Source organism: Nostoc sp. NMS7 (assembly GCF_017115085.1).
Taxonomy (GTDB): Bacteria; Cyanobacteriota; Cyanobacteriia; order Cyanobacteriales; family Nostocaceae; genus Nostoc.
Genome location: NZ_JABXKJ010000211.1, coordinates 1 through 24,593 on the forward strand (window position 1 = coordinate 1; position 24,593 = coordinate 24,593).

The window sequence follows — 24,593 nt, forward strand, 5'->3', positions numbered from 1 at the left end:
GTAGGAGGTAAGCGTTCCGCAAGGTTGGCAACGCCATCGCGTATTTGTTCCTCTACGCCGATTTGTAAGGCTTGATTGGCGGCCGTTGTATCACTACCGCCAGAGACAGCAACATCGATTTCTAGTTTACCTTCATCGTTAACGGCGATCGCTACCAGGTTTCCTTCTGCCGTAAGTCCGCCTATCAATCTTGGATTGCTCACAAATTAAATCCCGCTTTCTTTAATTGCTCAAACCCTTGCTGTTCTTCAAACATTTTCAAATCTTGCTCCCGTTGCAACTCCTCTATTGCAACATTCCCCCGCAAACGATCGCCCACCTGTTTGGTTAATGCTGCTAATTGTTTCGGCGATCGAGTTTTAGTTAGATACTCAATTTGGGTAGAGTTGGGAAGCAGTAATAATTCTGCGAGTACGTCAATCTCAAAATCGTTTGAAGTAACCCTTACTTCCTTTCTTCCACTTCCGACTTCCGACTTCTCATAGTCATATCCCATAAGTAATTCCAAGCCTGAGATCCAAAAGTCACCTCTACTCTCAGCAGCTATGAAAAAACTATGGCGAGATGCGGAAGACAGTACACTGGGGTCGAAGTTTGGTTGCAGGCGATCGCCTATCTTCTGGTAGTAGGGAGCGTAATTTTCATACAATACGGCATCGGCTTCTACAAGGTGATGATGAGGGAGAAGTCGCACTCGGTTGAGGAGTTCCAAATGGTAGGCACGGGCAATCGGCGCTAATTCTAGGCTGGGTGCAGCAACTAAGAAAAAGTCGTCATGAGTATCCAATCGCCGAAAGCCTAACACGCTACTTGCTGGTTGGTGTAATAGAACTGATATCCCAAGCCAGTACCGTCGTTAGGATCAGGGAGAACCCGCAACTTAACTTCTCTTTTTGGATCTGTCCCCAACTGCCCTGCGGGAAGCCTTGAACAGTTCCGCGCTTGGAATCCCGCGAAGTTCCCGTTAAAATCAATCCCCGCCGCTTTAACTGCCACCACATCCAAGAGTTGGGCGGTGATTATTGTAGCTTTCGCAAACGTACAGGGCACCCAGCCCCGAATTGTAGACCCTGTTGCCGCTAAGGTATCACTGAGGGTAATTCCCAAGCTTGCCCCAACTGTAATTTGATCTCCAGTGGGGGCAGATGCAACGATCGCCACTTGCTTTGCAAGCTTTGTTGTGGGGTCAATATAATAAATCTCAGGGTGTGTGTTCGCATCTTGAACCGTTACCTCAAAACCCGCAGTTCCAGTTACACGAGCAGCGATCGCGGTCGTATTCATCACAGCTTCAAAATAAACGAACCCATCAACGTCGTCAGCCGATGCTAGCAACCGCCCGTGAGTAAAGGTATCAAGTTCTGGCGCACCAACGGAAAATTCTAATGATATTTCTGGTTTGAATCCTTGAATATAGGTAAAAGCCACAACACTTTCACCCTTACAAGAAACGTCTTCCAATTCCTTTAAATCTTCATTTTGGGCAATTGTTAAAGTCGTGGGTGCGACAATAACCGGGAAGGGAATCAACACAGGACTATTAGAAATAATTGCCTGTCTTGAAAGTGAAATCCTCGAAACAGTTCTCAGTCCATACTTGCTATCAACTGACATATTATTTAACCAAAACGCAGGGAACAGTTAAACTAACAACGTAAAAATAAATACCACTATCGTTTTTTGCAAAGCGATCGCTCTCTAAATAAGTTTCTCCAATTACGCCACTGACACATGGGTGAAAGCCCATTAATAGATTTTCGATATCTTCAACCAGAGCGATCGCTTTATCTTCATTCCGAAAATCCTTAATTTCAATTGCTACCTGAAAAGAGCGATTTACTGATTGCAGTCCAACTGATTGAATCGTATCGGGTGGGGTGAAAGTACCGGAGGTGTAGCCAATTCTTAGAGTGTAGTCACTGGTAATTTGAGCAGCGCTTCCAGCTTTTCCGTCGCTGTCATCTACGACTATCCGCGCTCTGTCAGATAGGGGTTGAAGTTGAGAGGCGATCGCTTGTTTGATTTCAATTAGCATCTGAACGCTGAGGCACAGGAGGGATTAGAAAAAGACTATTTCCTATAACCTTAAAGTCCCATGTTTCACCATCTACATTTTGAGGATGGATATAAAAGCTGATGGAACCATCTTCGGAATGATTGACCCGTAGTGCAAAATCTACTGTTTTATCTTTATGATTGCGAAAAAAATCTTCTAGTGAGGGAGACACAGCTAATTCCCCTTTTCTATATTTTGTCTAATTTCATCAACAGTGGCACCTTGATTAGCAAACATACGCGCTTGTTGAACTGCAAAAATAGCGTATTGCTTAGTTACCTCATCTTCAATTTCAGTATCAATTGCCTTAGCAAATTCCAGTGCAAGAGCATTGATGCGATCATATTTACGGACGCGATCGCTACCTGGGATTGGAGGGTGATAACGAAAATATTCTTCTATAGGGATAGGGACTTGTGACATCAGTACAACCTTAATCTTTGTTCTGTAAAACTCGGTCTTTCTTCACTCGGAATATAAGAAGCTGACCAATCATTTAAGGTAAAGCCTCGGTCATCAACTAAAGCATTTGTTGCCGTCCTTTGTGCGATCGCTACTCCTTCATTTGTCACCAACAGCATCACACCTTTCTCAATATCCTTGAGACGAGCGATCGCATTGGTGTAGCGGGTGGCATATTGCTCAGGAGCATTATTTTTGGCTAGCCGGTACCAAGCAATATCAATGCAGTAGATTTTGAGAATATCGGGAATCGGAACAACGGGAATATTGTAACGAGTCGCTAAATAGGAATTGATTTCGCCGCTTGCAGTATCAAGTATCTGGGAGAGGCGATCGCTGTTAACCGTAGTAGCTGAGGGGTTATCAAGATTTGTTAACTGGATTGTCTCTTGAGTCTCCACCTCATTTTCAAAGTCAAGAGGAGTGGCATATTGCATGATTACTCCTTGGTTTTTATGGGAGTGAGAATTATGGTTGCCCTTTTAACCGCGCCTAATTCTAGAAGTTCCTTAGCTTGCCTTTCATCAAGTTCTAAAGTATCTCCAATTTCATAAGGTTGATTATTATGATTAATCCTCTCTATCGCCTCGTAAGTAGCTGTGGGTAATGCCATAAAGTTGAGTAATGAGTAATGAGTGAACTATTATTTTTCTTTCAGCTTCCTAAATAACATTTTGAAACAAGAATCCTGCACCGGGGAAGGTAATGACTGGATCGCGTTCTGCTTTGACTGGGAAATACCAAGTTTCTTCGTTCTCACCCCAGTAAGCAGGAAGGGCGATCGGAAAACCCTTGAGAGAGTATGTATAGCCAAAACTAGGGGTGATTATATTTGGCGTGGGGCTAGGGTTTACATAACCCAGCCAAAACTGATTCGCTAGGATGTCAACTTTTATTCCTGAAGTAGGATCGATAACCAAAGCTGTTGCAATGCCAAGGTTCTCTAGATTCCAATATCGCTTAAGCATATCGGTAGTTAGAGAATTGTCATTGGTGTATTTGAACTGATCCCTAATGTCAGGATGCACATCTAACGCATCAAAAATACCAGAGCTAAAAATAGCTGTATTTGGGTATTTCCCTATAGCTTTTCTAATCGCCTGCTTGCCAACATTAATTGCAGTCTTGGGGGATGAAGCTGCGCTTGACCATTGGGAAGTGCCACTTAAGACTACTTTGAATAAAGTTGAATAAGCATTTGGATCACTCAGCAATGTTAGCTGATCGTATTCAAGCCGTAAGTCAATTGTTTGCTTGGCTAAATCGACCGTCATCAGCTGCAAATCAATTGGTACTTGATTTGCTTGCACTTCCTCCAAAAATTCAATTGGTAATTCACCCTCAATCTTGTCTTGATAAAGGGTGTATTTATCAGAGCTATATGTCAGGGCACGCCGCTTGGTACGAGCGCCTGGGGCGCGGCGAGTATCAATTAGCGCGAAAGCGTCATCGCCAAAACGAATAATCCGCCCTGATCGCACCGAGACTGGAACAGTAGGAAACGCTAAATTACCAACATAATCGCCTTGGGATGGGCCAAGCTGAACTTGCTTAGTAAGAATGGGGTCGATGACCCGTGCTTGATCTAGATTTAAAATTGCCACTTATTTAATGAGTAATGAGTGATGAGTAATGAGTAATGAGTAGTGATGAAGGAATAATGAGTAAGAAGTTTTACTCATTACTTCTTACTCATTACTTATTCCTTCGGTTAGAATTTCCCTTCTCTAGTAATAAAAATTTCAATAGTATTGCCAGTAGTCCCCGCAGCTTTAGCACGGGCGAAAATAAATTGTCCTGCGGTAGTTGCGGTGATTAATTGGCCATTCGCGTTAGGAGTTAAAGGATCACCAATAGCCACCGTGCCGCCGATTTGAGCAATAGTTGTTCCACTTGTGGCGATCGCCACTGGGGTTCCAGAAGTGGCCGCATATCGGGCAATTCCATAAATAGCAACCCCTACTGTGCTAACTTGAGCGCCTGTGTAATCTACTGCTAAATTAGCTCCAACTGCCCCAGACGCTGTAATTACATCATTTTGGTGGGGTTCTCTGGTAATGAAAACCTCGATGAATTGTCCTGCCGCCGATGCAGCTTGTTTGGCACGAGCAAAGGCTGACTCACCGGACTTAGCCTTAATTACTTGTCCAAAAGCATCAATCTTCAGTGGATCTCCCAGTGCGATCGCTCCCCCGGTTCGGGCGACAGTCGTACCCAGCACCGCAACTGCAAAATATTCACCAATAATACTGATATCGCTGGTGGCAATCCCCAGGACAGGAACCCCAAGAGATGAAATTTGGTTGCCTGCATAATCAACAGCCAGTCCCACTGATATCGGGGTCAGTGCCTTGAGGGAGTGGTCGTCAATGGATTTAGAAGCTACTTGAAATGCGGTTAAGGCCATAAAAGGAAGTGCTGTATGAGTTATGAGTTATGAGTTATGAGTAAAAACTTACTACTCCGTTCATCGCATACTTGCTTCCAATGCTTGATTCCAATCAGTTTGGTTATTGCGGTCGAGTTTATGGGATTCGCAGTAGGCGATCGCCTTGATGTAAATCTTATTACTGTCCCCATCGACGCTGTATCCGGCGGGTGCGCTGAAACTAGCAGGGCTTGGCGCAGTTTCTCTTACTACAATGTCTTCAGAGAAGTTCCAAGCTTTGCGACTAGCGTAATCTGTCATTAGCGCCTGACGTGGGGTTTTCTTACCCAATGATTCTGAAAACTCAATTTCTGTCGTATTAGGGGTGTTAAGCAAAAGAGTTATAGTATCTTCCCGGCGACCCGAAACTAATTTTCCTTCCTTGACTAATCCCTCAACAAAACTGGAAACTTCTTGGTGTTCTAGGGCACGTTCGCGGTTTGTCAGTGCCTCCTCACGCGCTGCAAGGTCAGCTGCTTTTTGCTCTAACTCTTCACTCATATCAGTGGAATCATCCTCATCCGAATCAGAATCACTTGCGAAAACTTTATCCAAAGCTTTTTTCTGCTTGGCGTTAGGCACTTTTCCTGATTGGCAAATATCAGATACTTCTTGGGGCGTTAGTCCAGATTCTTTTGCCACCTCGGCAAGAGTCATGCCCGATTTTTTCAGTATTGCTTTGTAATCAGTCATTTCATTTTCCTCGTACCCCACAGATGGATCGTCGTCGTCATCGTCATCATCGTCATCAGCATCTTGTTGCAACTGGGCTACCTGCATCTGCAATTGGAGAATTTGCTGGTCTTTCATCGCATCCCTTGTTGCAGCATCCCGCAATGCGGCAATCTGATCAGCCGGCAAGACTCTATTTGCCGTCTCTAGATCCTCAGAATCGATCATATTTTCTCGTAGAAGCTGAAAAAGGTCAGCGGTGATTACCCAAGGGGATTGGGGGGAGCTTACATACATACCAAAGCTGATTACTCCTTCTTCGTTATCTTGAAAATTGATTGCATAAGACTCAAATTCCCCTGCCTCACACCAGTCTGAGGGCGGCTCTGGGGGAGGAGCTAAACCCTTACAAGCTGGGGGAGTTGTCCCCAACCCTGCGATATGGCGCAAACTCCACTTGCCTGGATACGGATTATTGGGGCTATTGGGAAGATAGAAACTTGAACTAAATGAGTGAATTTGTTTATCACGCACCCACTGGGCAAAGTCACGCGATATTTTTTCAAACCCCGCGTACAGGCGATCGCCTACTCGTCTCAGCGAACTTGGGATGCCGTGACATAATTCTTTAGATTTGGATACTGTTTTGTCCGTGTAATTCCCTATGTCATGTCCCAAATTCCCACTAACTATTAATGGGGCGCGGAAAGCTTCAGGGTTATACGAATCGACAACCTCTTGTAGATACTCAGGTGTAATTGTGGTGGAAACTCCATTTGATGCTGGTCGAGTTCCCGCCAAAAATATTTCTACTTCATACAAGTTAGAGGTTGCCAATGTTACTTAGTTATCAGTTGCCAGTTTTGCTTAAAATAGCCTAATAGCGGTTATCTTGAAAAGGATATCCTTCTATCCTTCCTATAGTTGCAGTGCCTAAAATTACAGAGTATCTGCCATGCGTTACGTTAAAGCAGGTGAGACTTCAAAAAAAACTAACCCAAACCGAGTTAGCTATTCTGCTAATCCAGTCTGGGCATCATATTAATAGTAATTTTATTAGTAGGTTTGAGTCAGGACACAGCAGACCTTGGCCTGCTGCGAGGAAGGCGATCGCTTCTGTATTAGAAATGAGTGAGTTTGAATTATTCCCAGAATACCAACAACAAACCCCTCTGGATTGACTGCCGTAGCAGTTCGCAGAAGGGTTATGCATGAAGATTGTCTAGGTTGTAATCGTCATGCAAAAACCCCTCAGTTTTCTTTAGGGTTTGCGGTTTATATATCGTTTTGTAATGCAGTTAGTACAGCACGGCGTAAATAGATAATCAGGGAAAAACTGGCAATACAAGCTTTTTAACTTTCGCCTTGCGGTACTAGGCTTCTTGTACGGAATCACACCTTTTTCTTTGCATCAATGCCATCCTGATAGCCTTTCTCCAACAGAGATTTTAACTGCTGTCCTGCTTCATCAAATTCTAAATATCGAAGCGATCGCACTAATTCAAAGGGTACTAGCTCCTCTGCAAAGTTGAGGCTATTAGAGGCGATCGCGTGTTCTCTTAAATTTTGAAATAGGTTAGTTAATAGCATTATTTAATCCGTTCTTTCACTTTTTGAATATAATTTTTAATATTGCCCAATTGTTTAGTATTTTGACTGCCTAAAAACCCTATAAATCTCTGCTTTAATTCATCTGCATTCCCCTTAGCATCAAGTTTATAGTCATCAACCAACTCTTTAACTTGGCGGTAGGTTAAAGCGTTTACCATTTCGTCGGCTGCATCATCACTCGTTGGGGGTTGTTCAACAACTTTAGGCTTAATTGCGTCTGATAATTTAGTGAACACCAATCTGCAAAGACATGCAATCCTGCAATCACATCTCTGTGTGGGATAAACAACCTCATCAATTGGCACTATACCCATAGCCGCATACTGAGGGCATTGAATACAATGATAATCGCTCTCACCCAATACTCTATAAGCACCATCCAATCCCGATCGCACCGCCGCTTGTTTTTCTCCCCTAAAATACGATACTTTGGCTGCTTTAGCATACATCGCCGCCCGGATTTGGAATTGAGCAGGTGACATCACCCCCTTGGTTAAATCAACGGCAAAGTTTCTCAGATATTTGTACTGATTCTTGAGTTCCCGCGCCAATACCAAGTAATCTGTTTTCTCCATCTGAGACTGTCCCCCTATACCCAAGAGATATTGCTGGGTGTGGAGTATCTTCAGGGATTCGGCAAACTGCTCTTGCCACGCTCTCAGGGTGATTTTCCCATCTAAGAGTAGATTACCTAATGAGTGCAAATCTTGGGTAACTTGGGCGATTCTAAGTTGGGTGAGTAGAGATGTCGCACTTTTTGATAAGAATTTACCGGAGGTGCGAAGTGCGTTCCGCCCCGCTTCGCTAACGCGGTAACGGCGCGAATTGGGTTCCCATCGGTAAGCGGGATTTTGGGTGGCGGTGGCGAAATCAAGCATTTTCGCCTATTTCGCTTTTGATTTAGTTGAATTTGCAACCGATTTTGTATCCGATTGTTTATTGTCTGATCCTTCATCACCCTCCGGGTTCGCCACTCTCCCATCTGGCTGCAAGCCAAGACGGGAGGTGGACTCACGAGCAAGACTTATTCCAGCATTGTCTTCCAAGGAATCTAGTTCTTCTATAAATCGCTGTGTAGTTTCTTGGCTTACCATTTTTCTCCCAAATTTTTAAATAAATTTTTAGCATTTTCTGGCATAAGCACCATATATTTATCTCCTGACTTTACCTCAAAACCCATCTTTTTGTAAAAAGGTATAGCCCCCTCCACAGCAATTAATTCTACGCGTCCATCAAATCCAGATTGTTTGCTTTTTTTTACAGCATCAAGTATTGCCATCCGTCCAGCACCTTTTACGGATTTATCGCTTTTTAGCAAATTATCAGGAGAAGTAGCTAAATCTGTTACAAATACATGATCTTTGCTTATTTTGTATTTATATAGAGCCTGTAAATTACCGGATGAATCTACCACACCCGCCAAGTTCTTATTTCTGGCATTTGTTTCATCGCTTGTTGCAGCCTGGAAACTATTTTTAGTCCCCTTGGCATAATCATGGAGAAATTCAGCAACGCCGAATGAGTCTTCAATCTGCTGTTTAGATAATCCGTTATATGGATTTTTATTAGAAACAGGTTTATCAGATTGAATGTCTGAATACGCTGCTTTTAGATCGGATATACCTGAATTCCATTTTTTAGCTAATTCTTTTAGTTTGCCGGGATCATTAACTACCTCTGAATTACTGGATGACAAGGAGTTACTAGGGGTTTTTACAGAATTTTGATTTCCACCTGTTGTTAAGAGATCGTCGATACCTGATGAAGTACCTGAATCTGATGATTTGCTGTTCTTCTGTCTATCTTTTGCCTCCATTTCCTTTTCAAATTTATCACGTCTCTTTAGCAAATCTTGAGCGATCGCCTTTGCTGCCTTGCTTTTGCTATTATTGGCGTATTTCTCAAGGATATCTTTTTGGAAAGCATTCGGACTTCTGGGATCAGACAGTTCGTTCTTCTTGTCTTCAGAAGCTATTTTGTAAATCTTCAAAGCTTCTTCATCTGCGGTTTCTGCAAATTTTTTACCCAAGGGACTTACATCCCTAACGGAACCAGCAGTATCTAAATGTTTTAATAAAACGTTATCTTGAATAATATTGTCTGCTTCTTTTTTATCCCCGGTAAACCTTGCCAAGCCTTCAACTCTAGAAGTAGCCGTATTTGGCAATTCGAGAGCATCAACTGTTTTTCTGCTTAAAATATCTCCCACTTGAGATGGGATTTGAACTTTGGTATCCGGTGTTTTCTTGTCCTTTCCTTTCTCGACAATGTGCGTTCCGCCCCGCTCCGCTATCGCCTTCACCACCGCCTTCTCTTCTGCACTCAACCCCAGAGATTTACACTTATACCCAATCTTGATGCAATACACAGAGCTATCAGGACGGGTACAGGCTGAAGATTTACCTTCTTTACACTGCTTGGATTTACTACCGGGTGCAGCAAATTCATATTCTGAAAAACTTGCAGGATTAACGGGGGTATCAATTTGGGTATAATCTACATCCCCCGTATCAGAATCAATGGTGAAATTGAACGATTTTGTCAACGACGGGGAAACAATGTCGTAAAATATACCTTCAATCTTACTCCCCTGAACTTTGACATTTTTAAACCCAGAGATGCCATCGGTGTAACGTTTCTCCAATATCTGCTTAATTTGGTTGCCCTGCTCATCAAAATTGAGAGGGAAGAGTTGCGATATTGCTTCTAACTCTGAAATAGTAGATTCTGAGAATTCCGCAGTACTGCGGTGATTATGCAGATTTAAGAATAACTCAGCTATTGGCATCTTCTTCTCCTATTAAGTTTTTAAATTCATCGGGCAATTCTTGACCCCAGTCTTTGACTGCTGTTTGCACATCATCAGAGTCAACAGATGCGATCGCCTCATATTCTGAATCCTCCAATATCTCACCCTCAATCTGTATTGGCTCTCCAAACTCAAGTTTGCTGATTAGTAAATCGAGTCTTGAAACGTGGGGGGCAAAGGCGGACTCTACCGCTTTGGTTATTGCATCCTCTGAGAAATTGGGACTAGGCGGTATTAAATCAAAAAACTGAGTCAGTGTTTCTTTGATATCTGATAACTGTTCGCTAAAATGAGCCACTCCGGTTTTGGGGTCTTGCGGTTTAGCATATTGATCTAAATCATTGATTCCTATTTCCCTAATTCCACCAAAATAATCTAGCGGCATCTCGCGCAAGTAAGCAGCCTTAGCATCATCCAAGGATTGATAGCCCAAAAGCATTTTGTCTTCATCAAAGCTCCCGTCTTCTGGGGATATTTGAGAAACTTTGAATAGGCGATCGCTCGGTATTGTAGTATCGTCAAAAAATGCCGGGGCAAGGTAGCAGTCAAGGGCTTCCCCATCACAACCAAGATGGTTCCTCAAGTGGCCGTAACCCGATCGCAGCTTGCGAGAATTCCGACGACCAGGGAACCTTACCTGTCCTGGCTCATATTCCAAGCCGATGTCTTTTCCGTTCCACTTAATGACACGGTGGATGATTGAGCCAAATTCTAGGGATTGGGTGCTAGATGTTGGGCGGTAGGGATTAAATTCATTTTTTAGGGAATCCCTGACAGCCTCTGCTATCTCGTCGGTGCGAGGGGTTAGGGGTTGGGCGTTAATCCCCCTTTCCATCAATAACTGATAAACTGTCGCCTCAAATGCACCGTCCACCTCAGCCTCATCAAACTCTGAGTAGTCGGTATCGGGGTCGAATTGCTGGGCGATCGCCCTTTTAAAGTCAACATTATTTGTCAGCATCTTCTGAGCTTGGTATTGGCTTTGCGTCTGGATCTGGCTTATTTTTTGTCACCTTCGGCGGTTTTTTTTCAATTTTCCCAACGCCTGGAAGTCCCAAAGGAAAATTCATTTTCTCTTGCAGATTGCTGAAATCGTCAGACATATTAAGCTTCGTCCATATATATTTTGACCTGCCCATTCTTTTTTTCTATCTTTGAAACCTTAAAGCTTGAGCCAGATTTAAATAAAACCTCATCTTCTTTTGGAATGATAGAAAAATCTTTAATAGAAACACCTTTTTTAGACTTAATTTCGTAAAGCACAGGAGTATATCCCTCAACTGTACTATCAGTAGAGGCGAAATCGCTAGCTACTTCTTTATTAGTTGTAGTGCTAACAAAGGCTTTTTCCTTTACAGTATTCCCCACTTTATACTGACTTAACACCTCATTGGGCAACATAGCCCCTCGGTAGACAGACCCTTCATATTTCGGCATATTTTCAAGGGCAGCGTTAGTCATCTTTATGTGAGATTCAACTATCTTTCTGATATTTGGTTTTAGAGCATCTGATCCATTTCTAAGAGAATCATTCATCTGCCCATAAAAAGCACTACTATAACTTTCTACCCCTGCCAATTCTTCAGGGTATGGAGGCGGACTATTTGGTATTTTTTTCAAATTTTTCTTTGCCCTATCTAGAGTAGATTTTTGTACCTCCCCCCTATATTCCTTCCTTTCTATTTCCGTTGTAGAGGATTGACGTTGTTTACCGCCATAGGCATCCGGTTGAGATTGCAGACTCAAAACAGGTTCTTTTTTAGACTTAGATGCTTTTGGCGGTTTTTCAGAAAGCGGTTTTTGAGGTGGTTGTTTTGTTGTTTTCTCTACAATCGCCTTCACCACCGCCTTCTCCTCACCACTCAACCCCACTGATTTACACTTGTAGCCGACCTTGATGCAATAAGTTGAGCTGTCAGCACGGGTGCAAGCCGAACTCTTCCCTTCTTTGCACTGCTTGGATTTACTACCGGGTGCAGCAAATTCATATTCTGAAAAGTTCTGCTCTAGATTCCCGGTATCAATTTGGGTATAATCTACATCCCCTGTATCAGAATCAATACTGAAGTTAAACTTTTTCGTTAATACTGGCGAAACAATATCAGAAAATACCCCGATAATCTTACTCCCCTCTCTACGAGACGCTCCGCGAACAACCTTCACCCCTTCCAAACCGGAGATGCCGTCAGTGTAGCGTTTCTCTAGGATCTGTTTGATTTGGTCGCCAGTTTCGTCAAAGTTCAAGGGGAATAAAAGGGCGATCGCGTCTAATTCGCCGATATCAGTTTCTGAGAATTCCGCAGTGGCACGGTGATTATGCAAGTTGAGAAATAGTTCAGCTATTGGCATCCCCAAACCCTCTACCAGATTTAGCAAACTTCAACTCTTCCTCAAGCCGCGCTATATTTGCAGCCCTTGCCAATTCTTCTGGACTTGGCTGTACCAGCTTTTCTTGAAGCCGTGCTATATTAGCTGTTTTTAGCAACTCCAGTCTTTTCCAGTCTTCCCGCCCTTGAATACTGTTAAGAATAAATAGCACGTCTTTTCTTGAGGGAAGCCTACCTGTTGCAATGCTTTTAAATCCCCATTCATCAGCATAATTTTCTGCTTCACCGAGAATTGAATCAATCCTACTTCTGTAGCGGTCAAGATCCTCAGTATTTGAATCCTCAAAACTGGTACTATCAACAGCATCTTTTATTTGCTCAATGTTGCTCCAAAGCCTTACTATAGCAGCTTCTTGTACAGGCGTAATTTCACTTTTTTCTTTGGTTACAAGAGGAACTTGGGATTGAGGGTTGAGCGCATTCCCAATAGTGATAGCACTTGAAAGCAACTCATGCAATGTCAAATTCATGGCAAAATCATTTATACCGTTGTATCTCACTAACTCCCGTGGTAAAGACGGGAAAATGGCAGATAATGAATGGGCGATCGCAGCTTTCTCTTCTGGATTTGATAGTTTCTTTCTTAATGGCTGCGTTAATTTATTCTTAACGGCGTTAGACAAGGATTCGTAATCATCTACACCATCTAAATAAAATTGCCCATGGTCTCCCAAAAACAAGTCTCCAAGGGCAAGATAATTGGTATCGGTTAAGTGTTCAGCAATATAAGTTTTATTTCTTAAGGTAATTTCCATGATCCAAGTATTCGCAGATTTACAACCCATTCTACGATCACTCACCCGATTAGGTGGAAAACTCACCATACCTACTGAATTTCTCAAGTCTACTGGTGATTATTTGCTCAAACGCGCTGAACAGGGATTTAGAACCGAAACTGACCCCTACGGGCAAAAATGGGCTCCGTTATCCCCAGCGACGATCGCCCAAAAGGAACGCTTAGGATATCCCCGGAAAATCCTGACTCGCAAAGGGGACATGAGGAAAAGCCCTACTGCAACAATTCAAGGTAAATCTGTCAAAATCACCATAGCGTTTCCATCGGAATTTCATCAGCGTGGTACTCGGAAGATGCCCAAAAGACAGATATTACCAGAGGGGAGGTTGAGTAAAACCGATGAGAGAAATATTATAGATTTGGCGGTTGATTATTTGGAGATTTAATCTTGGGGTTGGGCGCGATCGGATTGTGCTACAGGAGGGATTTTAAGTTTTGTAACTGTTAAATATAAACTTATTCTATTTCTGGCTTATACATTAGACTATCTGGTAAATACAGTCTGACAAAATTAAATATAACTTGTTAGAAGTACTGTAACAAGTTTTAATTGTGAGGACATTGGACATGAGCAAGCTATCGAAAATCAAAAAGCGAAGAAAATTAAGTTTATTAGCCAACAAAGAAAGTGCTAAAACAAAAGATACTCCATTGAATCATTCTTCAGGAAATACCCGATTACATAGTGATATACCAGATATACTTAAGTCGTCTCATAAAATTATTAGCATTTTTGATGCTGCAAAAATGTTTTTTGCAAAATTCGGTAGAGGCATGATTCTTTACAATAAACCTATGCTTCCTTTTGGTTATGTACTTTTAACTAATAAAGATTTGACTGATTTAGACAGGAGTATCATTAAAGACTATAATCCTAATAAAGAATTCTATATGTCAGGACGCTTAGATGATGATACAAATAGTATGATATATATATCATCTATATATACTGAAAAGGATAAAGAAGCAAAATTACGTGTTTTAATTCCAAAAAATGAAGGGTTTGAATTTTCTGAATCCCAGGTTTTTAGATGACAATCTATATTTATGCAAGCTCTGATTGCAAAATAAACGAGCCAGGATTTTACATCGAAGCATATTCTACTCTTGAAAAAGCGATCGCATCTTACCCAGGTGAGTGGAGACAAACATCAGATGGAATTTGGGAGATATGTGAAGAATCCCCCTATGACTATTTAATTAAAGAAGTAAAGTTAGACCCTAATCCGTATGAGTGAAGCATTGATAGAAAAAGCTAGAACTGTCAGCATGACAGACATACACAATATTGTTTCTGATTACGTACACTTGACAGCCAGAGGCAAGGATTATCACGGGGATTGCCCCTTCTGCAAACAGAATTGCACCTTTACGATCGCACCAAAGTTCGGTATGTTTTATTGTTTTGGATGTCGGGAAGGTGGCGACCCGATTAAATTCTTGCGGTTAATGACTAATAAGAATAGTGAAGAGATAGTAACAGAATTATCCGTAAAATACAATTTAGCATGAGTGAAAATACTTTCTTAACAGATAGACATGAAAAGCAAAAGAAACAAATATTTGATGTTTATTTGGGAGATGGAGTCATTATCAATATCCAACAGTGCGATATTGATTATTTGTTAGAGTTGCGAGAGTCGGTTTTGGTGCAAATTGCTAGCATAGAAAGCCAAATTGACAAAGCTAAAAGTCTTGCAGCCGCAGAAGGTGTTTATTCTGATAGACACTGGTTTTTATCTGCACAAAAGAGCTTAAGAGTCAAAAATGTACAATTAAACATTATTGAGAGAAGAATAAAAGAGCTAAGAAAGGTGCAAGAGAAGGAAAAAAATGAATCTGTGAATATTTTCTATCAGAACTTTTATAAAACTGCTAAAAGATTCCTGGCTAAACCAATCATTGAGCTAATTGAGAACGAGATTAAGAAAAAAGAAAATTCACTATGAAATTAACTTTTCCCGATGTAGCCATCATCCTTTACTTGGTACTCAGCATTGAAAACATTAGAAAACTGCTGTCAGTCGATGAAGCATGGGCTACAGCGATCGCCTTTGCAGTTGTGGGTACTATGCTTTCGGCTGGCTATGTTTTGACGGCAAGATTCCAGGAAGCTCGAAGGGTTGAACAGATAATCAAAACAGACATAGCCCAAAGCGCGATCGCAGCAATGTCTCAAAATCCCGGTTACGATCACAAGCAAGCCGAGAAAACTGTCCGGGCATTATGTGCGAATATCTCAGAAGACAATGCTGAAGTGTTGTTAAAGGCGATAGCTTCTCAATGCGTGGGTAAATTATGACTGGATTTGTTTGCTATCCCGAATACCTGGAACCCGATGATCCAGATTATGACTTACATGATTATTGGGATGGTGATGAAGACGATGAAAAATCGTTCGATTGCGGTTTTGTACCTGGCGAGGGTTGCACTTTGGGAGGCACAGAAATATGTGATTTTGACTGCCCTTACCGAGATGCGCTGATAAATCATCCTAGCTACCCTAATGTTGATTTTCTCGCATCCGACTATAGCTTTTGAAATGTCGATTTTGGGTGGATCACGCGATACCTACCGCAGGCTACGCCAACGCCGTCGTGTCTGACATTAACATTTTCAATTCCCCATAAAAGCGGCTTCTACGCTCTTCAACCATTCGATGATGCTGGTATTGAGCATAATAATGTTTGGCGATCGGGGTGATTAAAGTTTTGATGGCACCAAATAAAACCAACAGTGCAACGACTAACGCAACTATTAAAAAAGATGGAGATTTCATTTTCAAATTCCTATACAAGCGAGTTGAAGTGATTGCCTGCTTATTACTAATATATACTAAACTGGCATAGATGTAGTTAGTGATTTTGCTGAAGTTTGTATAAAGGTATTTTGAAGAAACTAATGTCAAAGGTCAAGGTATTTAACCGTAATACAAAATTGCTACTTCAATCGTTTGATAGTAGGAAAGAGGCTGTTTATTGGTGTAAGGTCAATCAATCGTTGCCGATACCTGATTATGGATGGAAAGATGAATTTTATATTGAGAAGTAGAGGCGATCGCTATGCATAAAGAAATTGAATTAGTTTCAAGTCTCGCTGGAGAAATCTTTTCTAGGTTTGTCGATGAGATAAAATTAATAAACCAAACAAAACATGATAAGTTAACCGATCCGAAAATACATTTTTACTTCGAGGAAGAGTTTGAATGCTGGATAATTCGAGTTTCTTGGATGTGTGCGGGTACTCTCTGTCGATATCAATACGCTTATAATATTGTCGAGTTAAAGACTTCACTCTGTAGCCGTTCGGCTATGTCAGAACTCTTTTTGAGAAAAGCTCTTAAAGTTTATTCAGAAATAGAAGGGTGGGAGCGATCGCTTTATGGTTGATTTTGATTTTTCCGGTTCTTCTGTCGTTGGACAAGACGTGGTTGAGGCTCTATCCAAACACCCGCAGATAATAACTGCATATCAAAATAAGGGCAATACTGGGAACCCTCCAATGGAATGGGTGCTTAAATATGTTTTTGGTGAGAACGCCAAAATGGTTCAATCTAGTCAAGTCGGAAAATTGGATGCTAAATTTAAAATTATTGACTGAGGGTGATCGCTATGAACATCAACGAACCGTTAATTGAAGCATCACAAAACTTTATCATGAAACTCCACTCAACCATAGATTCTATGTGTGCAGCTTATTTAAGTGAGACTGGACACAGTGGGTTTTTAATTGAGGAAAAGTATAATTTGGGATTAAAGTATTGGGTGGCTAATCACAATGAATTCCCGTCTCTTGAGGTTCCGACACCAGATAGCTTGAAATTGATAGAGCAAACTTATCTTCAACGCAAAAATCAAGAGTGGCGATCGCTTACTGATTTTCTCGCAAGCCAAGTAGAAATAGTGGTTGAGAGCAATAGCCTTCAGTTTATGAGTTTTCGGATTCAGCAGAGAGGCGATCTCTGCGGCAACCCGAAAGAGGAAAGACCATGACTAAAGCGCAGGCTTATCGTGACTTCACTATACAAAGCTTTCGATTTATAGCAGGTTTGTCAAATGCTTGCCCTGAATCAGAGCGATACACCTTTAAGTACTTTATTGATGGGCGATCGCGTGCTTCTGAATTGCGTCAAATGAAGCAGTATTTTCGTGTTATTAACTCAAAATATACAAAAAGAGAGTTAATTGAGTTTTTCTGCAATCTACCAGCAGGTGACAGAAAGTTTTTACTTGAGAAAATACCCGACATAATTACTGTTTTGCCGTCAGACTGTGATAATTTTAAGGTTGAACGCCCCAGGGCGATCGCTCTTCGGTATGCGAATTTTGGCGGGAAAACTGTAGAGTATGATGTTTATGCAGTGGTTGACTTTTTGAAAGCTGTCGAGCAAAAGATGTTGCTAATTAAGACTTAAGGAAAGAGCTTTTTTATGATTCGCCACCCAATATTAAGCTTAACGCCAAAAGAAAGAGAAGTGATTGCGTTTGTCCGACAAGGATTCAGTAATAAAGAAATAGCCAAAGCAATGGATGTCAAGTGTAGAACTATTGAGAGTCATCTTTACAATGCTAGCTATAAATTAAATGCTAAAAATAGACTTGAGCTTGTATTAATTTTAGATGGGCGATTGAAATCAAGAATAGAGCCAATTCTTAGTTTTTCAAATACTAAAAAGCTATTGAAAGCTAGAATCAAAAAATTATATGAGCAAGGTCTTAGCGTTTTGCAAATAGCAGAAAGAGTAGGGATTCGCTATGAATCGGCTCGTGTTCATCTAGTAAATATGAAATTAAAGGAAACCAGTGATTAAATTTATGTCAAGAAATGGAGGGACACTGTTAGGTCGGCACAGCTACCGATCATCGTTTATGATTTAAGGGAAAGATATGATGGGAAGCTGTTAAAGAAGCGATCGCCTACGAACCCAACAAGAATTCCCATAACCAGAATAGACTGTAGATATTGAGATTTGGCTTAAGTTCTAGCACCTTGCATGGCAAAAAGAGCAGAAAACCCGCATGGATTAACTGATTTACAACTGAGATTTTGTCAAGAATACGTCAAGGATTTAAACGGGACTAAAGCTTATCTTCGTGCTGGGTACACGGCAAAATCTGAATCTGCGGCTGCTGCTGGGGCATCTGCGCTTATAACAAATCCTAAGATTAAAATCTATTTGGGGGAATTATTGAGTCTTACTGAAGCCTCAGTAATTTCAGAAATTGCTAAAATAGCTTTTGCAAATTTTACTGATATTGCTGATTTCACTTCTAATTCAATATCAGTAAAATCTAGTGATACTTTAAGCGATCGCGGCAAATCTGCACTTCAATCAATCAAATTTACTGAGCGATACACAGAAGAAGGAAAAATTTGCACTGTAGAAGTAAAGATGCACGATAAGTTAGCAGCACTGGAGAAATTAATGCGGCGTTTGCGGCTATATCCCCAAGCCATGAGTACCATGAGTGCAGTAACGCATTTATTGTCGCAGGGTTTGCTAACAGATGATCAAGCAAGGGTAATAATTGATGGCGTTTCCGGGATTGAAGAAGGGTTGCGATCGCTTACTAGCCGAAAACCCGAATCAACCGACACAGAGTAGCTTAACTCCAGATTTTGTGAAAACTGCCTACCACGAAGGTGGAAAGCCATTTGTTGCAGCAGTCGAGAAATGGGGGCGTAACGAGAGAGGCGATCGCCTTACGCTGCATAACTGGCATAGAGAATATTATGAATTAATAGCTACCTTCTACATAGCAGAGGTGCTTGCTACCGGGGCAAGTCAAATCGGCAAATCGGTAGCCCATACTTTGCTCCTCTGTTATTGCATCACAGAGGGCGGCTTAAACACTCTGTGGAGTTACGACCAAGAGCGATCGCTAAACATCCAAGTTCCAAGTAATTTCCGCCCCGTAATCAAAGCATGGCTCAAAGCCAAAAACATTAAAGTTAAGCTATCTGAAGGCACGCAAAATAATACCCTTTACCAAGTCAAAGGTGCAACTGCCCAGTTTGTCTACGTTTCCACCAGTAAATTAAAAGATGGTGATGGTTCGGCGGCGGCTGGTGGGATTGCTGTTGGGGTGAGTAGAGATATTCTATTTAAAGAGGAGCGATCGCAGTATCCCCCAGGCGCAGACGCACCGCTAGACCGTCGCCTCGATGCTGGGAGATTACCATCCCGCCCAATTCGCCAAATCGGGACTCCAGGGTCGGGGCTTGGTATTGAGTTAGAGATTGAAACGGCTGATTATGACTTTCACCCCCACACCCAATGCCCCAAGTGTAAAGCTGAATTCAACCTCACCCCGATGGGCTGCTTACTGCGGGAAATTAAGCAGAAAAACAATAAACCCGTTTACCTCTCAGAATCGGGGAGGCCAGTAAATTGGCATCACCATAATCCGCAATCCGCGATCGCGTCTGCTTACTTTGCCTGTCCCAATTGTTTTACTGAAATCCCCAAGAGCGACCGCACCTTAAAAGCGTGGTTTCGCTGCATCAAAACTGGAATTAACCTGCGATCGTTCCTAGATTCTCTCCCCAAAGGCTACCCAGAACGTCGCATTAAGGTGGGTATCTGCCTTAGTCCCCTCTTACGGGAAACCGAGTATAACCTAGCTACTGAAATTATCAGGGAAGGGCTAGAAACATCTAACCCGGCTGACTGGAGTCAACAGCGATGCGGAATTGCTTCGACAACTGGGGCGACTAACGTTAGTTTAGATATGCTCAAAAGTGCGATCGCTCTAATGCCACGCTTAGGCAAACCCGATTTTATCCTAGCTGGTATTGACCAAGGCCGCGCCGAAGATTGGTTGTGGATTTGTGCCTACTTTCTCCCGGAGGATCGAACCTCTCTTAGTACTGCCGAAGTTATTGAACAAACCACCCGTGTAGTGCTATTCGGTGGCGATGTGGTGCGTGATGCCATTCCTGAGAAGTTGAAAGAGTATGGCGTTGTTTACGGTATTATCGACAACGAACCAGATCGTGCCGATGCCTCAGATTTATGCCGTGTCAGCTGCCTTGAAATGGCAGACCAAAAGCCAGGTCAAAAAGATGCAGCTGTTGAATCAACTGTTAATGATGGTGGCATTGAATACCCCTGCTGGCATATTCGCTCTGAGAAGTTTTTAAAAACTGTGGTGGTCGCCTTTGCGATGGAAAAATACTGTTTACCGAGTGATTGGGATATATGGCTTGGAATGATGGGGAATGAGCGATCGCCTATCACTCATTTATCCGCCCCTTCTTACGATCCCAAATCTGGGAAGTGGAAGCGGGGCAAAAATAATATAGATGACCTTTACTATGCTGCTATGTTTTGCGAAGTGGCTTTTTATCTACATTTAGACAGTTATCAGTCTGATGTTAGCTTTGATTTTGGTGGGGAAGATAGAGAAATCTATGGAGCGATCGCACGCTATTGATATGACACCAGAGCAATTCAAAAATCTCAAAACAGGTGATATCGTGAGAGGCGTTCTCTCATCTCATACTTATATTGTTACGGATAATTACGGCGATCATGTAACAGCAGTCAGAACGGTTGATCTGACAAACCCAAGTGAGTGGGAGTTGGTGCAGAAAAGCTTGTATGCAAAACCATGAGGCGATCGCTTGTGGAATTAGAATCAAGGTGGTTTTACGGTTACAAAGTTTGGTGCAAAAAAAACAATGTGGTGTACGAAGAATCAGAGGATATGTCTTTGTGCTTGCATGAAAGCTTTCTTGCTAACCCTCTGTATAAAGCAACCTACTATTTGTGGATTGCTGAGTGTAATGGCAGGTTAGGACGGCAGATGTATAAATTTCAGTAAGGGTGCGATCGCTTGTGAACGTGAGCTACGCATTTCGGCAATATTACTTTTCAGCGCCTGGAAGAAGACGCTGTGAAACCTTGGCTACAAGTTCATCACCTGTTAGGCTAGGTGAATATGCATCGATTAGAACTTGACAAATAGCATTGTGTGTTGACAAAGCTTCGTCCCAAGTTGAATACCTAAAAGTGGTATCGTCTAAATCACCACCTCCAAAAATCATTGTTTCAAATAAAATTGGCTGTCCCTCTAAACTCCAATTATGATTTCTTCCCAAAAATACAGTAGACATCCTGCCCCACTCAAACTCAGCTAACGCCACAAGTGTGTCATGAGTTTCCATCCAGAACTCCCACTCAGCAATATCCGTTTCTTCTATGGGTACGCGGTTTTCTAAGATGTAATAGTATCTGGGCAGCACAATGCCTACTTCACAAGGGGTAATCGCATTTTATCATGTGCAACCTGCCACAGGCGATCGCTCTAAGCTTTTTTGCTCTTTGTTTGATTAATTTGTTTTTGTGGATGAACTTTAGCTTTAGTTGCCTTTTTAACCAAGACAGATTCGATTTCCTCAAAAGTCCAGCCCTTTTCAATCAAGATTTTTGCTGCATCGTTACGAGTCTTGCTCATTGGTACAAATTGAAGGGACTATATAGACAGGATGCGATCGCATAGTATTAAGAATTTATGTCGGTCAAAAGCAATATCTCATCTAGTCGTTTTGTACGTTCCTGCTCCCAGATTTTTTCAGTTGCTTGGGATAGTAAAGTATTGTGACTCAACCTGTAAGGACAACAATCAACCTCGTTAGGGTCTTTGTCTGACAAGAATACCTTTATATCACTTCTGATATTTTGACATTTTTGAGTTTTTAGCAAGTAGACAATAGCAACTGAGTAGGCGATCGCTGTGACCGTTGAAATCAGATCCAGATCGTCACTGGAAGAATATATAGATGAATTTATCTCATTGACCAATCCCACTGTGAAAGTAAGTACTGCTACGACTACGCACAAAGTGAGTGTTGAAGGCTTATCCAACTTTAGCCATATAGATGACAAAAAGTAAGAAAGCACAATTGAGCCTAAAAAACTTGTCGCTAAAATATATATAGATAACAAAGCTCTCATTCTTTTAACCACTACAAGACCCAAGCTTATTTTAGCTTGGGGCGATCGCTTCTGTGGATGATGAAGATGTGAAGGAGGCGATCGCTAATTGGAAGCAAGTCGCACCAAGTACTTACGTTAATATTTTGAGTGCTGAATTATGAGATTTTTCTTAGATACAGACTTATTCATAGCGCCGAAGAATTTCTTTTGCCCAAGCAATAGCATCTTCAACGCGAATCCCAGTAGGTTGAAGCTAGTGATTGGGTAAAACAAAACGTTATTTCTCAACTGCCAAGCCGCGATAATCCTTCTTGGAAAACAAAAGACGCGATCGCCTTTGATGTGATGGCTTTTATTAAGCAAAAAACTCCAAAATTTAAACTTTATCACCATACATTTGACGAACTTAAAAAATTGGAGGTAACAGAAAAACCTGAGATTTGGGCGTACTATGCAGATTATGACTGGGTTTGCTTTTGCCAACTTTTTGGCACAATGATGGACTTGCCAAAAGGATTTCCAATGTATTGCCGTGACATTAAGCAATGGTGCGATTACCTTGAAAACCCAGAATTACCAAAACAAGGTAAGGGTGAACATAATGCACTTGCTGACGCTAGGTGGAATAAATTAGCTTGGGAATTCCTTGATGAGTATGAAACAAAAGTGCTTTATTGGTTTTAATGTTTAGCTAGATAGTAAAAGTCTCTGTTCCTGGGTTTTGTTTTGGGGGAGTATAATTTAATTCAAATACCCGCGATCGCCTCATGCCTCTTTCAGCAATATTATCCCAAGAAATCGCCGCCGCCGACACCGACCCCAGGCATTACCTATTTGATGGTTTCGCTCAAATCCCAGACGACACATTGCTTTACCTACTGGGTGGCGACACAGATTTTTATGATTTAGTACTAAAAGATGCCCATGCAAAGGCAGTACTGGAGACACGCGATCGTAATGTAACTTGCCGTGAATGGAAAGTTACCCCAGCTTCAGACTCCAAGGCGGACAAAAAAGCCGCCGATGTCGTCAAGAGTATTTTGACCGATTTCGACTTTGATAAAACCTGCTCGGATATGAATCGGTTTTCCTTTTTGCGAGGCACAAGCTTTCTTGAGTTTAAATGGGATCTTGTCGGGAACCTAACTAAGATTAAAAGAGCTACAGCCAAGCCCACCTATCGGTTTCGCTTCAAAATTCCCGATGGCAAAGAAGGCGAAGATATTGGCTATTACGAAGGTTACGAAATCCGCTTGCTATCTAGAAGTGATTACTATGAAGGCATGACGGTTCCCCCGAAACGGATACTTTGCCATTCCTACGATCGCATCAATGATAATCCGTGGGGTATTGGGCTAGGGCGGGTGTTGTATTGGCTAGCAGTGGTGTTCAAAAAGGAGCTAACCAAGCAACGCCTAATTTACCTTGATAAATATGCCCAACCATCAATCATGGGTAAGGCTGGTAAATCTAACGAAGAACAACGCGAGGAATTCACCAAAGTACTTGCCCAGATGTTTAAAAAAGGGTATGGTACACTTCCCCCGGGATGGGATGCCGTACTGATGGAAGCCCAACGCTCATCAACAAGCGACGTATACCAAACAGCGATCGATTGGTGCAACGCCGAGATGAGTAAACTTGTGTTAGGCGAAACCCTTTCTCTGGAACTCCCCCAAGGTGCTGGTTCTAGGGCAGCTACTCAAACGCATCAAGATGGGAGTACGATATTTCTTGCCAAGTTTGATAGCGATCGCCTCTCCACTGGCCCACTCAGAGAATTAGCCAGATGGATAACTGAGCTTAATGTCCCCGATGCCCAGCCGCCGATGATTTGGCGACACTTTCCCGAACTCGAAGAAAGTGAGGATCTTAACCAACGGGTGAATCGGGATAATACACTTAATACTATCGGGTATAAGATATCTGTTGATAAAGTTAAGGAAGTGTACGGCGATGGCTACGAGGACACGGCAGCCGTACAAGCCGAACAGCAAAAGCAGCAGACGCAGCAGCAACAAGATAGTGGGGCGTTTGATGTTGGGTTTGAGGAGGATAATTATGAGGCGAGAAAGGCGATCGCCTTTAAGAAACGTTTAGAAAAATCAGGACAAAACTTATGGAACAGTCAATATCCGCAAAAATTACACAAAATGAACATTTAGGCTACGATGCTTTGCTGACTCAAGAATATATCTTAAAGCTAGCGCAATCGGAACCAAAACTTGGTGTAGCTGTTGGATTTTGGCGAGGCGGAGATATTTCTTGGGAAAAAGCAACTTATTTGATGATCCTTGAGTTACTGGAGACAATACGTATTGCTCGTCGGAATTCTGAGTTAAGCGATTTAAAGATTTTTCCAGAAACAAGTGTTCTTGAGTCATGAAGTAAGTATGCACGTAACCAACAATCTTGATTTCAAAAGGGCGAT

At 42.0% G+C, this 24,593-nt stretch carries 43 protein-coding genes; 20 read left to right on the forward strand and 23 right to left on the reverse strand.

Annotation, left to right across the window (positions count from 1 at the left end; genetic code table 11):
- The 11 genes from HWQ38_RS24450 to HWQ38_RS24500 all read right to left on the reverse strand — a co-directional run.
- A partial coding sequence (locus tag HWQ38_RS24450) for a hypothetical protein (protein WP_292798760.1) occupies positions 1-203 on the reverse strand: 203 nt, incomplete at its 3' end.
- A complete protein-coding gene (locus HWQ38_RS24455; protein WP_292798762.1) occupies positions 200-805 on the reverse strand; it encodes a hypothetical protein in 606 nt (201 codons plus the stop codon). The genes HWQ38_RS24455 and HWQ38_RS24450, both read right to left, overlap by 4 nt.
- Positions 799-1,614, reverse strand: coding sequence for a hypothetical protein (locus tag HWQ38_RS24460; protein ID WP_292798764.1), 816 nt, complete (start codon positions 1,612-1,614; stop codon positions 799-801). The genes HWQ38_RS24455 and HWQ38_RS24460 overlap by 7 nt, the downstream gene beginning before the upstream one ends.
- A gap of 1 nt (position 1,615) precedes the next feature.
- The gene (locus HWQ38_RS24465) at positions 1,616-2,035 is read right to left on the reverse strand and encodes a Gp37 family protein (protein WP_292798766.1); all 420 of its coding nucleotides are present in this window, start codon (positions 2,033-2,035) and stop codon (positions 1,616-1,618) included.
- Positions 2,025-2,228: a hypothetical protein gene (locus HWQ38_RS24470; RefSeq protein WP_292798767.1), complete on the reverse strand. Its 204-nt coding sequence runs from the start codon at positions 2,226-2,228 to the stop codon at positions 2,025-2,027. Before HWQ38_RS24470 ends, HWQ38_RS24465 begins: the two co-directional genes overlap by 11 nt.
- Positions 2,229-2,230: 2 nt before the next feature.
- The gene (locus HWQ38_RS24475; RefSeq protein ID WP_292798769.1) at positions 2,231-2,479 is read right to left on the reverse strand and encodes a hypothetical protein; all 249 of its coding nucleotides are present in this window, start codon (positions 2,477-2,479) and stop codon (positions 2,231-2,233) included.
- Positions 2,479-2,955: a DUF1320 domain-containing protein gene (locus HWQ38_RS24480; RefSeq protein WP_292798772.1), complete on the reverse strand. Its 477-nt coding sequence runs from the start codon at positions 2,953-2,955 to the stop codon at positions 2,479-2,481. The genes HWQ38_RS24475 and HWQ38_RS24480 overlap by 1 nt, the downstream gene beginning before the upstream one ends.
- 2 nt (positions 2,956-2,957) lie before the next feature.
- The gene (locus HWQ38_RS24485; protein WP_292798774.1) at positions 2,958-3,131 is read right to left on the reverse strand and encodes a hypothetical protein; all 174 of its coding nucleotides are present in this window, start codon (positions 3,129-3,131) and stop codon (positions 2,958-2,960) included.
- Between the two features lie 49 nt (positions 3,132-3,180).
- A complete protein-coding gene (locus tag HWQ38_RS24490; RefSeq protein ID WP_292798775.1) occupies positions 3,181-4,122 on the reverse strand; it encodes a hypothetical protein in 942 nt (313 codons plus the stop codon).
- Positions 4,123-4,229: 107 nt separating this feature from the next.
- Positions 4,230-4,925 (reverse strand): capsid cement protein, encoded by a 696-nt coding sequence (locus HWQ38_RS24495; protein ID WP_292798777.1) that lies wholly within the window; start codon positions 4,923-4,925, stop codon positions 4,230-4,232.
- A 60-nt stretch (positions 4,926-4,985) separates the two neighbouring features.
- Positions 4,986-6,455 carry a helix-turn-helix transcriptional regulator gene (locus HWQ38_RS24500; RefSeq protein WP_292798779.1) on the reverse strand — a complete coding sequence of 490 codons (1,470 nt, stop codon included), beginning with the start codon at positions 6,453-6,455 and terminating at the stop codon, positions 4,986-4,988.
- Between the two features lie 92 nt (positions 6,456-6,547).
- Between HWQ38_RS24500 and HWQ38_RS24505 the strand changes: the two genes are divergently transcribed.
- Complete coding sequence (locus HWQ38_RS24505; protein ID WP_292798781.1) at positions 6,548-6,799, forward strand: helix-turn-helix transcriptional regulator; 252 nt, start codon at positions 6,548-6,550, stop codon at positions 6,797-6,799.
- 211 nt (positions 6,800-7,010) lie between these two features.
- On the opposite strand, the gene HWQ38_RS24510 is transcribed toward HWQ38_RS24505, so the two are convergent.
- The 8 genes from HWQ38_RS24510 to HWQ38_RS24545 all read right to left on the reverse strand — a co-directional run bounded on the left by HWQ38_RS24510 (position 7,011) and on the right by HWQ38_RS24545 (position 13,180).
- Positions 7,011-7,208 carry a hypothetical protein gene (locus HWQ38_RS24510; protein ID WP_292798782.1) on the reverse strand — a complete coding sequence of 66 codons (198 nt, stop codon included), beginning with the start codon at positions 7,206-7,208 and terminating at the stop codon, positions 7,011-7,013.
- The gene (locus HWQ38_RS24515; protein ID WP_292798783.1) at positions 7,208-8,107 is read right to left on the reverse strand and encodes a hypothetical protein; all 900 of its coding nucleotides are present in this window, start codon (positions 8,105-8,107) and stop codon (positions 7,208-7,210) included. The genes HWQ38_RS24510 and HWQ38_RS24515 overlap by 1 nt, the downstream gene beginning before the upstream one ends.
- Positions 8,108-8,113: 6 nt before the next feature.
- Positions 8,114-8,323, reverse strand: coding sequence for a hypothetical protein (locus HWQ38_RS24520; protein ID WP_292798785.1), 210 nt, complete (start codon positions 8,321-8,323; stop codon positions 8,114-8,116).
- Positions 8,317-9,873, reverse strand: a complete 1,557-nt coding sequence (locus HWQ38_RS24525) for a GNAT family N-acetyltransferase (protein ID WP_292798787.1) — start codon at positions 9,871-9,873, stop codon at positions 8,317-8,319. Before HWQ38_RS24525 ends, HWQ38_RS24520 begins: the two co-directional genes overlap by 7 nt.
- A gap of 130 nt (positions 9,874-10,003) precedes the next feature.
- Entirely contained in the window at positions 10,004-10,999 is a 996-nt protein-coding gene (locus tag HWQ38_RS24530; protein ID WP_292798789.1) for a hypothetical protein, read from the reverse strand.
- The gene (locus HWQ38_RS24535) at positions 10,986-11,141 is read right to left on the reverse strand and encodes a hypothetical protein (protein WP_292798791.1); all 156 of its coding nucleotides are present in this window, start codon (positions 11,139-11,141) and stop codon (positions 10,986-10,988) included. Before HWQ38_RS24535 ends, HWQ38_RS24530 begins: the two co-directional genes overlap by 14 nt.
- A gap of 1 nt (position 11,142) precedes the next feature.
- Positions 11,143-12,282 carry an ADP-ribosyltransferase domain-containing protein gene (locus HWQ38_RS24540; protein WP_292798793.1) on the reverse strand — a complete coding sequence of 380 codons (1,140 nt, stop codon included), beginning with the start codon at positions 12,280-12,282 and terminating at the stop codon, positions 11,143-11,145.
- Between the two features lie 91 nt (positions 12,283-12,373).
- Positions 12,374-13,180 (reverse strand): hypothetical protein, encoded by an 807-nt coding sequence (locus tag HWQ38_RS24545; protein ID WP_292798795.1) that lies wholly within the window; start codon positions 13,178-13,180, stop codon positions 12,374-12,376.
- Between HWQ38_RS24545 and HWQ38_RS24550 the strand changes: the two genes are divergently transcribed.
- The 7 genes from HWQ38_RS24550 (at position 13,179) to HWQ38_RS24580 (ending at position 15,762) form a co-directional block, all read left to right on the forward strand.
- Positions 13,179-13,607, forward strand: coding sequence for a phage virion morphogenesis protein (locus tag HWQ38_RS24550; protein ID WP_292798797.1), 429 nt, complete (start codon positions 13,179-13,181; stop codon positions 13,605-13,607). The two genes, HWQ38_RS24545 and HWQ38_RS24550, sit on opposite strands and share 2 nt — an antisense overlap.
- 181 nt (positions 13,608-13,788) lie before the next feature.
- Positions 13,789-14,256: a hypothetical protein gene (locus HWQ38_RS24555; protein WP_292798799.1), complete on the forward strand. Its 468-nt coding sequence runs from the start codon at positions 13,789-13,791 to the stop codon at positions 14,254-14,256.
- Positions 14,253-14,459 (forward strand): hypothetical protein, encoded by a 207-nt coding sequence (locus HWQ38_RS24560; RefSeq protein WP_292798801.1) that lies wholly within the window; start codon positions 14,253-14,255, stop codon positions 14,457-14,459. The genes HWQ38_RS24555 and HWQ38_RS24560 overlap by 4 nt, the downstream gene beginning before the upstream one ends.
- A complete protein-coding gene (locus HWQ38_RS24565) occupies positions 14,452-14,733 on the forward strand; it encodes a CHC2 zinc finger domain-containing protein (RefSeq protein ID WP_292798803.1) in 282 nt (93 codons plus the stop codon). Before HWQ38_RS24560 ends, HWQ38_RS24565 begins: the two co-directional genes overlap by 8 nt.
- Positions 14,730-15,170, forward strand: coding sequence for a hypothetical protein (locus tag HWQ38_RS24570; RefSeq protein WP_292798805.1), 441 nt, complete (start codon positions 14,730-14,732; stop codon positions 15,168-15,170). Before HWQ38_RS24565 ends, HWQ38_RS24570 begins: the two co-directional genes overlap by 4 nt.
- Positions 15,167-15,523: a hypothetical protein gene (locus tag HWQ38_RS24575; RefSeq protein ID WP_292798807.1), complete on the forward strand. Its 357-nt coding sequence runs from the start codon at positions 15,167-15,169 to the stop codon at positions 15,521-15,523. Before HWQ38_RS24570 ends, HWQ38_RS24575 begins: the two co-directional genes overlap by 4 nt.
- Positions 15,520-15,762, forward strand: a complete 243-nt coding sequence (locus HWQ38_RS24580) for a hypothetical protein (protein WP_292798808.1) — start codon at positions 15,520-15,522, stop codon at positions 15,760-15,762. The genes HWQ38_RS24575 and HWQ38_RS24580 overlap by 4 nt, the downstream gene beginning before the upstream one ends.
- Positions 15,763-15,802: 40 nt before the next feature.
- On the opposite strand, the gene HWQ38_RS24585 is transcribed toward HWQ38_RS24580, so the two are convergent.
- Positions 15,803-16,000, reverse strand: a complete 198-nt coding sequence (locus HWQ38_RS24585; protein WP_292798810.1) for a hypothetical protein — start codon at positions 15,998-16,000, stop codon at positions 15,803-15,805.
- Positions 16,001-16,283: 283 nt separating this feature from the next.
- Here HWQ38_RS24585 and HWQ38_RS24590 point away from each other — a divergent pair, with 283 nt between their 5' ends.
- From HWQ38_RS24590 to HWQ38_RS24630, 9 genes are all read left to right on the forward strand, one after another.
- Positions 16,284-16,610, forward strand: a complete 327-nt coding sequence (locus tag HWQ38_RS24590) for a hypothetical protein (protein ID WP_292798812.1) — start codon at positions 16,284-16,286, stop codon at positions 16,608-16,610.
- The gene (locus HWQ38_RS24595; RefSeq protein ID WP_292798814.1) at positions 16,603-16,821 is read left to right on the forward strand and encodes a hypothetical protein; all 219 of its coding nucleotides are present in this window, start codon (positions 16,603-16,605) and stop codon (positions 16,819-16,821) included. Before HWQ38_RS24590 ends, HWQ38_RS24595 begins: the two co-directional genes overlap by 8 nt.
- Before the next feature lie 11 nt (positions 16,822-16,832).
- A complete protein-coding gene (locus HWQ38_RS24600; RefSeq protein WP_292798816.1) occupies positions 16,833-17,213 on the forward strand; it encodes a hypothetical protein in 381 nt (126 codons plus the stop codon).
- Positions 17,210-17,635: a hypothetical protein gene (locus tag HWQ38_RS24605; RefSeq protein WP_292798818.1), complete on the forward strand. Its 426-nt coding sequence runs from the start codon at positions 17,210-17,212 to the stop codon at positions 17,633-17,635. The genes HWQ38_RS24600 and HWQ38_RS24605 overlap by 4 nt, the downstream gene beginning before the upstream one ends.
- Before the next feature lie 15 nt (positions 17,636-17,650).
- Positions 17,651-18,031, forward strand: coding sequence for a helix-turn-helix transcriptional regulator (locus tag HWQ38_RS24610; protein ID WP_292798820.1), 381 nt, complete (start codon positions 17,651-17,653; stop codon positions 18,029-18,031).
- Positions 18,032-18,214: 183 nt separating this feature from the next.
- Positions 18,215-18,826 carry a terminase small subunit gene (locus HWQ38_RS24615; RefSeq protein WP_292798822.1) on the forward strand — a complete coding sequence of 204 codons (612 nt, stop codon included), beginning with the start codon at positions 18,215-18,217 and terminating at the stop codon, positions 18,824-18,826.
- On the forward strand, positions 18,753-20,657 hold the full coding sequence (locus HWQ38_RS24620) for a hypothetical protein (RefSeq protein ID WP_292798824.1): 1,905 nt from the start codon (positions 18,753-18,755) through the stop codon (positions 20,655-20,657). Before HWQ38_RS24615 ends, HWQ38_RS24620 begins: the two co-directional genes overlap by 74 nt.
- Positions 20,635-20,838 carry a hypothetical protein gene (locus tag HWQ38_RS24625; protein ID WP_292798826.1) on the forward strand — a complete coding sequence of 68 codons (204 nt, stop codon included), beginning with the start codon at positions 20,635-20,637 and terminating at the stop codon, positions 20,836-20,838. The genes HWQ38_RS24620 and HWQ38_RS24625 overlap by 23 nt, the downstream gene beginning before the upstream one ends.
- An 11-nt stretch (positions 20,839-20,849) precedes the next feature.
- A complete protein-coding gene (locus HWQ38_RS24630; RefSeq protein ID WP_292798828.1) occupies positions 20,850-21,047 on the forward strand; it encodes a hypothetical protein in 198 nt (65 codons plus the stop codon).
- 43 nt (positions 21,048-21,090) lie between these two features.
- Here the strand turns inward: HWQ38_RS24630 and HWQ38_RS24635 are convergent, their stop codons facing one another.
- From HWQ38_RS24635 to HWQ38_RS24645, 3 genes are all read right to left on the reverse strand, one after another.
- Entirely contained in the window at positions 21,091-21,468 is a 378-nt protein-coding gene (locus HWQ38_RS24635) for a hypothetical protein (RefSeq protein ID WP_292798830.1), read from the reverse strand.
- A 62-nt stretch (positions 21,469-21,530) separates the two neighbouring features.
- Positions 21,531-21,680: a hypothetical protein gene (locus tag HWQ38_RS24640; RefSeq protein WP_292798832.1), complete on the reverse strand. Its 150-nt coding sequence runs from the start codon at positions 21,678-21,680 to the stop codon at positions 21,531-21,533.
- Positions 21,681-21,727: 47 nt separating this feature from the next.
- Positions 21,728-22,180, reverse strand: a complete 453-nt coding sequence (locus HWQ38_RS24645; protein WP_292798834.1) for a hypothetical protein — start codon at positions 22,178-22,180, stop codon at positions 21,728-21,730.
- Positions 22,181-22,450: 270 nt separating this feature from the next.
- On the opposite strand from HWQ38_RS24645, the gene HWQ38_RS24650 reads away from it, so the two are divergent.
- The 3 genes from HWQ38_RS24650 (at position 22,451) to HWQ38_RS24660 (ending at position 24,548) form a co-directional block, all read left to right on the forward strand.
- A complete protein-coding gene (locus HWQ38_RS24650; RefSeq protein ID WP_366933340.1) occupies positions 22,451-22,846 on the forward strand; it encodes a 3'-5' exoribonuclease in 396 nt (131 codons plus the stop codon).
- A gap of 83 nt (positions 22,847-22,929) precedes the next feature.
- Complete coding sequence (locus tag HWQ38_RS24655) at positions 22,930-24,327, forward strand: DUF935 family protein (protein ID WP_292798836.1); 1,398 nt, start codon at positions 22,930-22,932, stop codon at positions 24,325-24,327.
- Entirely contained in the window at positions 24,282-24,548 is a 267-nt protein-coding gene (locus HWQ38_RS24660) for a hypothetical protein (protein ID WP_292798838.1), read from the forward strand. The genes HWQ38_RS24655 and HWQ38_RS24660 overlap by 46 nt, the downstream gene beginning before the upstream one ends.
- Positions 24,549-24,593: the final 45 nt, after the last annotated feature.